This is a genomic window from Mycobacterium sp., assembly GCF_035603715.1.
Taxonomy (GTDB): domain Bacteria; phylum Actinomycetota; class Actinomycetes; order Mycobacteriales; family Mycobacteriaceae; genus Mycobacterium.
In genome coordinates this window covers 1-10,703 of the sequence record NZ_DATNJW010000098.1, presented here as the reverse complement: position 1 = coordinate 10,703, position 10,703 = coordinate 1, and the positions used below count along the sequence as shown (strand labels likewise).

The 10,703-nt window shown below is 65.9% G+C and carries 11 protein-coding genes; 4 read left to right on the top strand and 7 right to left on the bottom strand.

Annotated features, from left to right (window positions below; all coding sequences use genetic code 11):
• Nucleotides 1-2: 2 nt before the first annotated feature.
• From VN856_RS04250 to VN856_RS04230, 5 genes are all read right to left on the bottom strand, one after another.
• The gene (locus tag VN856_RS04250) at nt 3-830 is read right to left on the bottom strand and encodes a PaaI family thioesterase (protein WP_325686467.1); all 828 of its coding nucleotides are present in this window, start codon (nt 828-830) and stop codon (nt 3-5) included.
• The gene (locus tag VN856_RS04245) at nt 827-1,567 is read right to left on the bottom strand and encodes a FadR/GntR family transcriptional regulator (RefSeq protein ID WP_325686465.1); all 741 of its coding nucleotides are present in this window, start codon (nt 1,565-1,567) and stop codon (nt 827-829) included. The genes VN856_RS04250 and VN856_RS04245 overlap by 4 nt, the downstream gene beginning before the upstream one ends.
• 109 nt (nt 1,568-1,676) lie before the next feature.
• On the bottom strand, nt 1,677-2,819 hold the full coding sequence (locus tag VN856_RS04240) for an acyl-CoA dehydrogenase family protein (RefSeq protein ID WP_325686463.1): 1,143 nt from the start codon (nt 2,817-2,819) through the stop codon (nt 1,677-1,679).
• Between the two features lie 10 nt (nt 2,820-2,829).
• On the bottom strand, nt 2,830-3,861 hold the full coding sequence (locus VN856_RS04235) for an acyl-CoA dehydrogenase family protein (protein ID WP_325686462.1): 1,032 nt from the start codon (nt 3,859-3,861) through the stop codon (nt 2,830-2,832).
• Entirely contained in the window at nt 3,858-5,063 is a 1,206-nt protein-coding gene (locus VN856_RS04230; protein WP_325686460.1) for an acyl-CoA dehydrogenase family protein, read from the bottom strand. Before VN856_RS04230 ends, VN856_RS04235 begins: the two co-directional genes overlap by 4 nt.
• A gap of 111 nt (nt 5,064-5,174) precedes the next feature.
• On the opposite strand from VN856_RS04230, the gene VN856_RS04225 reads away from it, so the two are divergent.
• The 4 genes from VN856_RS04225 to VN856_RS04210 are packed head-to-tail and all read left to right on the top strand — an operon-like array spanning nt 5,175 to nt 9,627.
• The gene (locus tag VN856_RS04225) at nt 5,175-6,668 is read left to right on the top strand and encodes an aldehyde dehydrogenase family protein (RefSeq protein WP_325686458.1); all 1,494 of its coding nucleotides are present in this window, start codon (nt 5,175-5,177) and stop codon (nt 6,666-6,668) included.
• Complete coding sequence (locus tag VN856_RS04220; protein ID WP_325686456.1) at nt 6,665-7,876, top strand: CoA transferase; 1,212 nt, start codon at nt 6,665-6,667, stop codon at nt 7,874-7,876. Before VN856_RS04225 ends, VN856_RS04220 begins: the two co-directional genes overlap by 4 nt.
• Nucleotides 7,876-8,835 carry a VOC family protein gene (locus tag VN856_RS04215; RefSeq protein ID WP_325686454.1) on the top strand — a complete coding sequence of 320 codons (960 nt, stop codon included), beginning with the start codon at nt 7,876-7,878 and terminating at the stop codon, nt 8,833-8,835. Before VN856_RS04220 ends, VN856_RS04215 begins: the two co-directional genes overlap by 1 nt.
• 3 nt (nt 8,836-8,838) lie before the next feature.
• Nucleotides 8,839-9,627, top strand: coding sequence for an SDR family NAD(P)-dependent oxidoreductase (locus VN856_RS04210; RefSeq protein WP_325686452.1), 789 nt, complete (start codon nt 8,839-8,841; stop codon nt 9,625-9,627).
• Here VN856_RS04210 and VN856_RS04205 read toward each other — a convergent pair whose 3' ends face one another.
• Nucleotides 9,628-10,539 carry an SDR family NAD(P)-dependent oxidoreductase gene (locus tag VN856_RS04205; RefSeq protein WP_325686450.1) on the bottom strand — a complete coding sequence of 304 codons (912 nt, stop codon included), beginning with the start codon at nt 10,537-10,539 and terminating at the stop codon, nt 9,628-9,630.
• 15 nt (nt 10,540-10,554) lie between these two features.
• Nucleotides 10,555-10,703: acetyl-CoA hydrolase/transferase C-terminal domain-containing protein (locus VN856_RS04200; RefSeq protein WP_325686469.1), on the bottom strand; the 149-nt coding region annotated here is incomplete at its 5' end.

The following is a 10,703-nucleotide window of genomic DNA, read 5'->3' as shown; positions in this document are numbered from 1 at the left end:
AGTCAGCGGTAGGCGGTCACCCGTGCGGTGATCGCCACCTTGCCGTCGTCGCCGATGGCCTGCGCATCGCTCACGGCGGTATTGCGGCCCACCCGCAGCGGTGTGCCCTCGTAGCGGGATGCACTGCCGGCGAAGAACGGACGCAGAAAGTTCACTCGCAGCGAGGCGGTCTGCAGTAGATCGTCGGTGCGGTCCCGGTTCACAGCGGCCGACGCCGCGAGCTCCAGGCCGGCCGCCGCCACGCCTCCGTGCACGATGTCGATGTCGTTGTTGAGGTTGCCGTCGACACGCTGGACCAGCACCGGGCCGGGGTCACGGTCGACGACGTGCGCCGCGATCAGGTCGGCGAACGTGGTCTCAGCCGACCTGCGCAGGGTTTCTGACCGGCGCTGGGGGACAACATCTTCGGCGTCGATGAAGAACGACCGCACGGTGCCGCCGCCGATCACCATGCCGCGATAGGTCAGCGTGCAGATCCCCAACGATGTCGCGCCCAACGGCCCGAATGCGTGCGCGGTGGCCAGCACCGGACCGTCGAGGTGCCCCACGCCGTCGAGGCTGAGGTCCATGGACAACTCGCTCGACACCGTCCACTGGCCGGGGCGTCGCCGATAGTGGTTGACGATGCCGGCCGCCGCATCGACCAGGATGGCCAACGGCCCGACCGTCGGCGCTCCGTTGAAGGGGTTGCGAAACCTGTCCATCGGCATGCTCAGCGCGGCAACGGCTTCGGCCGGACGAGACTCGACGTAGGCGATGCCGAAGCGGACCTGTATTGAATCCGGCGTTTCGAGATCGTGCTCGTTTGTCTGCTTGTCGACTTGGGTCATTCGAGAAGATCGACAACAGTGGACAATTCGGAGCCCGATAGGACGAACTCCTCTGCCTTCTGAAGATGACGCTTCCAGAGCTGGCCGGCCTTCTCGGCGTCGCCGTCCTTGATCATGTCCAGCACCATCCGGTGGGTCTTCGCCGAGCGGCGGACCGCCTGCTCGGCGCGGGTGCCCTTGGTGGGTTGCAGAGAGCGGTTGGCCTTCTCGATGATGTGATGCAGCATGTCGCTGACGATCTGCAGGGTGCTGTTGCCGGACAACCGCGCGATTGCGGCGTGGAAGTCGGTGAGTTGATCGACGGCTTCGCTGCCGGGGTTCAGCTGCGACTCGCGTTCGACGATCTGCTCGAGTTCGGCGATCACCTTGGGGTTTCGGTCCTTGGCCAACTGCTCGACCATCGGCACCTCAAGAGTGACCCGTGCGTCGTAGACGTCCTTGACCGTTACGCCCTCGTACTCCAAGATCAGGCCCGCGTAGCGGGCCAGCGTCTCACGACGTGGGCGAGTGACGCGCGCGCCGCCCCGCACGCCGCGTTGCACCTGGATCAGCGACTCCGACTCGAGCACCCGGAACGCCTCGCGCAGCGTCGGCCGCGACACCCCGAAACGCTCCATCAGCTCTGACTCCGGCGGCAGCATGGTGCCTTCGGTGATCTCGCCGCGGATGAACATCCGCCGCAGCACCGTGGCCACCCGATCGGCCATCTTCGGTTCCCGAAGACTGGTGACCTCCATTGCAACCTCCACAGTTACGCGAATATGCGAATTAACTAATCATTTAGCAGGTTATCCGAATCGGCGACTCGAGCCGGGAATTGGCGACCGTCAGTTAGCAACATCACCGCTAATACCCCATTGCCCGACCCATGAGGTCCTTCATGATCTCGGTGGTGCCGGCGTAGAGCCGCTGCACCCGGGAATCGCGCCACAGCCTGGCCACTTCGTATTCGTTGATGTAGCCGTAGCCGCCGTACATCTGCAGGCAGCGGTCGATGATCTCCCACTGGACCTCGGAGGTCCACCATTTCAATCCGGCAGCGTCCTGGTCGGAGAGACTGCCGTCGTTGACCGAGAGCACGCATTGGTCGAGGTAGGTCTGGGCAGCGTCGAGTTTGGTCTGCATCTCGGCGAGAAAGTGCCTATTGACCTGGAATTTACCGATCGGCTGACCGAACGCGGTGCGCTCCAACGCATATGCCTTGGTCAAGTCCAAAGCTCGACGAGCGGCGGGCAGCGCGTAACAAGCCACACCGACCCGCTCGCTGGGCAAGTTGGACACCAGATGGTAAAACCCGCGGTTGAGTTCGCCGACCAGGTTCTCCTTGGGCACGTGCACGTCCTCGAAGAACAATTCCGCGGTATCGGCGGAATACTGGCCGATCTTGTCGAGCTTGCGCCCGCGGGTGAACCCCTCCATACCGTCCTCGATCATCAGCAGGCTGATGCCCTTGTGCCGGGCGGACGGATCGGTCTTGACCGCGGTCAAAACCAGCTTGGACAGCAAGCCGTTGCTGATGAAGGTCTTCTGGCCGTTGACGATCCAGTGGTCGCCGTCATCACGCGCGGTGGTCTTGATGCCCGCCAGGTCCGATCCGGCCGCGGGTTCGGACATCGCGATCGAGCCGATGTATTCGCCGGAGACGAACTTGGGCAGCCAGCGAGCTTTCTGTTCCTCGGTGGTGAGATGGTTCAGATACGGCACCAGGATGTCGTTCTGCACGCCCAGGCCGATGCCCACCGATCCGGTCAGGAACATCTCCTCGGAGATGATCTGGTTGAAGCGGAAGTCCTTGACCCCGAGGCCGCCGTACTTCTCGTCGAACTCCCATCCGATGAGGCCGGCCGCCCCCGCGGCCAGCCACGCCTCGCGGCTGACCTTGCCGTCGCGTTCCCACTTCTCGACGTTGGGCACGCAAACTCGTTCGAAGAATTCCCGCGCGCTGGCCCGGAAGTCGTCATGTATCTCATCGAAGATGTTGCGGCGCATGCACTTTCCTCTACTCGGCCCACGAGACGACGGCAGGCAACGCACGACCCGGAGCGTAGCTGTCGAACAGTCGCTCGCCGAGCAAGGCTTCGAGCTGATCGTGTGACCCGCAAAGCGCGTCAACCTGAAAGCCACGCGTGACATAACGGTGCAGTTCGTGCTCGGCGGTCAGGCCGATCGCGCCGCACACCTGCAGCGCCACATCACTGACCGCGCGGTGCGCCCGCCCGGCTGCGGCCTTGGCTGTTACGGCTGACAGCTGGCCACCGTAGCGCCACGACTCGCCGAGCAGCGCCCGCGCGCCGGCCAGCGACGCCGACGCATCGGCCAGTGCGTGACGCGGCGACTGGAACGATCCGATCGGAGCGCCGAATTGCACACGCACGCTGACGTGTTCGACAGCGATGCGCAGCGCCTGCTCGGCCAGTGCCACCAATTCGGTCGCCAGGGCGCGCTGCGCCGCGGCCATCGCGCGGTTCCATTCGGTGGACGCCTCTACCAGGGGGGCGTCCAGTGGACCGCTCACTTGCGTCCAGAACGCGGACGCGTCGAAGGTGTCCATGCGTTCGCCGCTGAGTCGTGACGTGTCGACGACGCCCAGCGACACCGTTCCCATCGGCCCCGAGACCGGGACGACCAACCGCCCCTCGAGCGGACCGAGCACGATGCCCGACGCGTGGCCATCGGCGGAACCCGGGACATGTCCAGGGGTCAGGCCGGGTAGCAAAACATGGTCGGCGGGTTCGTCGAGCGGTCCGGCCAACTCGGACAACATGACGCGATCCAGGCAGTCGGTCAGCGCCAGCGACCGACCTTGAGCACGGAATAGCAGTTCGCAGGCCTCGACGGGATATTCGGCTTCGATGTCGGCCCAGCCCAGTTCGGCCAGCCGTGGACCGATCGCCACGTGTTCGGCCGAGCCCGATGTCGCCGCCGCGCCGGCACCGGTGTCCGACTTGCCTGCCAGCTCCTCGAAGAGACGGAACACCGCTTCCTCGACCATCGGCCACGACTCGTCGGTCGGCCGGCCTGCGCTGGTCATCTCTTCTCCTTGGGCAACCCGAGGAGGTGGTCGGCGATGATGCCGCGTTGCACCTCGGCCGTGCCGCCCATGATCGTGGCGGCCCGCGAGTACCACCACTCGGCGCGCGCGGTGTTAAGCGCCGCACCGCCGCGACCGATTCCGGCGATCATCTGCTCCCTGCTGATCTCGAGAACCAGGTCGTTCACTTCCTTTTCAGCCCGGCCGAACAGCAGTTTGTCGATGCTGCTGTCTGCCCCGACCGATTCACCCGCGGCCAGCCGCCGGACGGTCGTGGCGGTCCGGGCCTGCGCGGCGACCACATCGACGTAGACCCGGGCGAAGCGTTGGCGTTGCGCGTCGGTGGCACCGGCGATCACCATGTCTTCGCGCAGCCGGCTCAGCTCGGTGAGCACCTTGTTCAAGACGGCGTAGCCGTACATCCCGCGTTCGTATTGCATGAGGTGCATCGCCACGGCCCAGCCGCCATCGACGTCACCGATCACGCGCTCGCGGTCGACGTGCGCGTCGTCGAAGAACACTTCTGCCAGTTCGCGGCGGCCACTTGCCAGTGCGATCGGCCGGATCGTGACCCCGGGCGCGTCGGCGTCGACCATCAGCATCGTCAGCCCGCGGTGGCGGCTTTCGGGCGTCCCGGTGCGGACCAGCGCGAGGAGTCGGGTGGCCGTCGGCCCCTGGCTGGTCCAGATTTTCTGGCCGTTGACGACGAAGCCGCCGTCGTCATCGGCGACGGCGCGGGTGCGCAGCGTGGCGAGGTCGCTACCGGACTCCGGCTCGGAGAAACTCTGGCCCCACCATTCGGCGCCGCTGAGGTAGCCGGGCAGGTAGGCGGCAGCCAGCCGGGGAGCGAATTTGAGCAGGGCGGGGCCCAGCGTCTCCAATGTCCAGTGTTGCGCCGGTATCGGCAGCATCGCGTGGCCGAGTTCCTCGTAGTACACGGCGCGATGGATCTCGTTCCCGCCGAGGCCGCCGGCCGCTTCCGGCCAGCCGTATCGGTTCCAGCCATCGGCATGCAGCCGCGCCATCACCGCAGCGTCGTGGGCCAAGCCGTCCTCGGCGCTGGTGAAGGCGGCCGAACGCCACTCGTCTGCCGGCTCCAGGTCGCGCAGGTAACGCCGGAAGTCCTCGCGGTACGACGCGATGTCGGTCTCGTAAACGAGGCGGCGACCGCCATCAACGGCGCTGTCGACAGGGGCGGACAACCGGACCCCTTTCATGGTTGCCAGGACTCGGGCGCACGCCAGAATCCGCTAAACAGTTAGCTATAAGAGGTTACAATAGCCCACGCCACTACTCAGTGAGAGGGATCGCCAATGACGGCATCACCCGTCGCCGCTTCAACTGTCCAGTTCAATCCCGAGACGAGGCTGTTCATCGACGGCCGGTTGCGGGACTCATCGACGGGAAAGACTGTCGAAAACGTCAACCCGGCGAACGAAGAAGTGCTGGGGCTGGCCACCGATGCGAGCGCCGAGGACATGCAGGAGGCCATCGCCGCCGCCCGTCGCACGTTCGACACCACCGACTGGTCCACCAACCATGAGTTCCGCCAACGCTGCCTGATGCAGTTGCACGACGCGCTGCAGGCGGAAAAAGAGGAGATCCGCGCCGAGTTGATCGCCGAAGTCGGCGCGACAGTGGGGATGACCTACATCGCGCAGTTGGAATGGCCGCTGGCCGACGCGATCCGGTGGCCGGCACAACACATCTCGGAGTTCACGTGGGAGCGGATGCTCGATCAGGACGCCAAGATGGGCGTGCCGTACAACCGCGTCGTAGTCAAAGAACCGATGGGCGTCGTCGGCGCTATCACGCCGTGGAACTTCCCGTTCGAGATCATCAGCAACAAGGTGGGTCAGATCCTGGCCACCGGGAACACGATGGTGCTCAAACCGGCCATCGAGACGCCGTGGAGCGCCCTGCGGTGGGGCCGCATCATCGCCGAGAAGACCGACATCCCGGCCGGTGTCGTCAACATCGTCCCGGCGTCGGACAACGACATTGCCCAGGTGCTGGCCACCGACCCGCGGGTCGACATGGTGTCGTTTACCGGATCAACCGCGGTCGGCAAGCTGATCCAGAACCTCTCCGGCGAGACCATGAAGCGCAACATGCTCGAGCTCGGGGGCAAGTCGGCATACCTGATACTCGACGACGCCGACATGGACGCAGCGCTGCCCGGCTGTATTGGCGCACTGATGCACTCCGGGCAGGGCTGTGCGCTGGCCACCCGGATGCTGGTACCGCGCTCGCATTACGACCAGGCCGTTGAGGTGGCTTCGGCGACGTTCGGTGCTCTCGCCGTCGGGGACCCCGCGGACCCGAATACCTTCTGCGGGCCGCTGGTGTCGGCCAAGCAACAGGCACGGGTGTTGGGCTACATCGAGAAGGCCAAGGCCGACGGTGGTCGCATCACCGCCGGCGGCGGCGTGCCGGAGGGCCTGGACCGCGGCTATTTCGTGGCGCCGACCGTCGTCGCGGACGTCGCCCCGGACCACACGATCTTCCAGGAGGAGGTGTTCGGGCCGGTGCTATCCATCACGCCGTACGACGGCGGGGACGACGGCGCCGTTGAGATGGCGAACAATTCCGCCTACGGGCTGGCCGGCGGAATCCACGGCTCTGACGAACGGGCGATGGCGGTCGCTCGTCGTATCCGCACCGGCTCACTGATGATCAACACTGGCATGTACTACGGCGCCGACGCCCCGTTCGGTGGATACAAGATGAGCGGCATCGGCAGGCAGAATGGCATCGAGGGCTTCGAGCAGCATCTGCAGACCAAGACGATCGGCTATCCCCTGTGAGCGACATCCTCAGCGGTATCCGGGTCGTCGAGTTGGCCGCGTGGACGTTCGTTCCCGCCGCCGGTGCGGTGCTGGCCGACTGGGGCGCCGACGTCATCAAGATCGAGCACCCCGAGACCGGTGACCCGCAGCGCGGGTTGATCAGCTCCGGGCTCGTGACGGGCGCAGGCGGAGTCAATCACTTCATCGAGCAGCCCAACCGCGGCAAGCGCAGCATCGGGCTGGACACCTCAACTCCCGACGGGCTGGAGCTGCTGATGAAGCTGATCGAAACCGCCGACGTCTTCGTCACAAACTTGCTGCCGGATTCGCGACAACGGATGGGGATCGACGTCGAGCAGGTGCGGGCGCGCAACCCCAAGATCATCTATGCCCGCGGTCACGGCTACGGCATCCGTGGCGACCTAGCCTCGCAGGGTGGCTTCGACCTGGCTGCGTATTGGGCGCGCGGCGGCATCGGCGATGCGTACTCGGCCGGCGACGGTTCCTACCCGCCGATTCAGCGGCCGGCGTTCGGCGACTCCTACGGCGGCTTGGCCATCGCGGGCGGTATCGCAGCGGCCCTGGTGAAACGCGAACGCACCGGTGAGCCGTCGGTGGTTGACGTGTCGCTACTCAATGCTGCGATCTGGCAGTTGGGTCCAGACATCGTCGGTTCCGGCGTCACTGGTCAGGACATTCCGAAGTTCAACCTCGACGAGATGCCCAACCCGGTGGCCAGCATTTACAAGACCCGCGACAACCGGTTCATCGCTTTTGTGCTCTTGCAGGCCGACCGGTTCTGGTCGGACTTCTGCACCCGGCTGGGCCGACCCGAGCTGATCGACGACGAGCGGTTCGCCAGTGCGGTGGCGCGTTTCGGTAACCGCCAGGAGTGCATCGCCGAGCTGCGCCGCAGTTTCGAATCCGAGGATCTTCCACACTGGGAGAAGGCCTTCCAAGGGTTTGACGGCGTGTGGGACGTCATGCACACCGCTCACGAGGTGCACAGCGATCCGCAGGTGATCGCCAACGGGTATCTGCCTAAGGTCGCCGACGCCAACGACAACAAGTTCGCGCTGGCGGCCAGTCCCGTGCAGTTCGACGAGACGCCCTTGGACCTGACGTGCGCGCCGGGCCACGGTGAGCACACCGACGCGCTGCTCGCCGAACTCGGTTTCAACGAGGACGAAATCATCGATTTCAAGATAAATTCGGTTGTGCTGTAGTGGGTTCGGAGGAACTTGCGCGGCGCTTCCTGCACGTCAACCTCAACTGTGAATCGCTGGAGCGCACCGAACGTGTCTACGGTGACGTGCTGGGCCTGACGGCACGGATGCGTACCGATGCCAAAGTCCCGACCGACGGCAGCATCCTCGGCATCGATGGCGACGAAACATTCTGTGAGACATCGTTTCTCTACGACTCGCGAGGCGGCCGCGCCGGTTGTGCTTTGGAGGCCATCGAGTTCCACAAGCCGGCGCTGAAAGCCGACCCGAACAGCGAGCCGACTCGCCCCGGCATCCGGTCGACGCTGCTCACGGTGGCCGACCTGGATGCGACCGTCACCGCGTTACGCGACGCCGGCATCACCGTGACTGGGCCGGTCGACGGCCTGATCTCCGGCTCCAAGTCGTTTCTCGCGCTCGACCCGGACGGCGCGGTTATCGAGGTCGCCGAAGCCCCGAGCGAGAAGCCGGGGGCGGTGTTCGCCGGCATCCGCATCGCCGCCATCGACGCGGCGGCTACCGGAGCATTCCTCACCGCGATCGGCTTCGGTCAGGTGCAGGCGCCGGCACCCGTCGAGGTCGCCGGCGATCAACTCGCGCCCGGCGGGTCGCCCAATGCCGTCAAGTGCGCGGTGTCCCGCTACACACTGGCTGAGGACGCGCATCAGTTCAGCCTCACCGTGGTGGAACATCCCGATACCCGCAAGGCGGATCCGGTGCCGTGGGGCGGGAACCATCAAGGGTTGTACCGGTGCGCGCTGCGGGTGGAGAACACCGAGGCGGCGATGGCGTTGGTCCCGGATTCCGTTGAGGTGAAAGGTGATCCGGTGTGGTGCCCTTTGCCGGGGACGAAGATCGACGGGCTCTTCATCTCGTTTCTGCGCTCGCCCGACGGAGTGGTATTCGAATTCGTCGAGCGGCCGCTGAAGCACTTCAGTCCGCCCGCGGCAAGGGGTTGAGCGTTGGATCTGGGAGTACGCGGCAAGGGTTATGTCGTCGTCGGCGGAACGGCCGGTATGGGACTGGCCGCGGCACGCGCGCTGGCTCGCGAGGGTGCTTCCGTCGTGGTAGTCGGGCGCGACGCTGACCGAGGCAAGAACGCCGCGGAAGAAGTCACCGCCGCCGGCGCGGCCTCGGCGCACGGCCTGGCCTTCGACGTGAGTCAGCCGGGAGCCGCAGTGGCCGCCGTCGACGAAGCGGTCCGGATACTCGGCCGACTCGACGGCATCGCCATCACGATGGGTACCGCGGGGATGATGCCCATCGACTCCGACGACGACGCCTGGGACACAGCGTTTCACGACGTGCTGCTGGCGACCACCCGCAGCGTGCAAGCGGCATTGCCGCACCTTGCGGTCAACGGTGGCGCGATCGTCACCACCGCCGCGTACTCGGCACGCTCGCCACACGAGCCGCGCCTCCCGTATGCGAGCCTCAAGGCGGCCGTTGCCACGTTCACCCGCGGCATCGCGCGCGCCCACGGTAAATCGGGCATCCGCGCGAACAGCGTGGCCCCTGGCGCCGTGGAAACCGATGCGCTGCATGCCGTCCGCGGATACGTCGCCGAAAGCAAGGGCTATCCGTACGACGAGGCACTCGAACGGGCGCTGGTGGAGGACTTCGGATTCGACGCCGCGCTCGGTCGCCCCGGCCAGCCCGATGAGATCGGCGCGCTGATCGCCTTCCTGCTGTCCGACATCTGCGCGTTCGTTACCGGCCAGACCATCTACGCCGACGGCGGTGCGCCCTAGTCAGGCCATCGGCAGCGGTCCGGCCAGCCCGCGCGGAGAGGTCCCGTAGAGCCAGCTGACCGCCTGCCCGATCTCCGAAAAGACCAGACCCGCACCATCTTTGGCGTGATAGGCGCCAGACATTTCGGTGAACCCTTCGATGCGGGTCAGCTTGTCGCCGTTGATGCGCAGGATCTGCCCGGTGAGCCAGGACGACTGCGCTGATTGCAGCCAAGCCACCACAGCGGAGCTGCGGGAGGGATCCAGCGCGGGATCGTCGGCACGCGCAGCGAACACGTCGGCTGTCATCCGCGACCTCGCCAGCGGCGAGATCGCATTGACCGCAACGCCGTAACGTTGTGCCTCCATCGCGGTGACGAGCGTCAGGTTGGCGATCGCCGCCTTCGCGGCACCGTACGCGCTCTGCCCGACGTTGCCCCAGAGACCGGCGCCCGACACCGTGTTGACGATGTGGGCGTCAATCGGATTGCCCGCTTTGAACTGTGCTCGCCAGTAGTCGCAAGCATGCCGGGTAACAGCGAAGGTGCCTTTGAGATGTACGGCGATGACCGCGTCCCAATCGGCCTCGCTGGATGCGGCCACCATGGAATCGCGCAGGATGCCTGCGTTGTTCACCACACCAGTCAGGGAGCCGAACGTGTTGACGGCGGTCGACACCATGTCGGCGACGTCGTCCCATGCCGACACCGAACCTGTGTGCGCGACCGCCTTCCCCCCGGACGCTTCGATTTCGGCGACAACGTCGGCTGCGGGGCCGCCCCCGTCACCGTTGGAGCCATCCCGGCCGACGCCCGGATCGTTCACCACGACGGCCGCGCCCTGCTTGGCCAACTCGAGGCAGTGACCACGGCCGATACCTCGCCCGCCTCCGGTGACCAGCACGACCTTACCGGTCAAAGGTCCTTCAGGCATCGCGCGTTATCTCCTTCATTCCGTGAACATTTCGGTGATGAGCGCGCGACGTTGCGACCAGTCCGCCGCGCGCAGATCGACGTGCCCGGACTCGGTGACGATCACGTCCACGTCGTGGGCGGGTGTGGACACAGGCCGGCTCAGCTGTTCGACGAGGGGTGAGC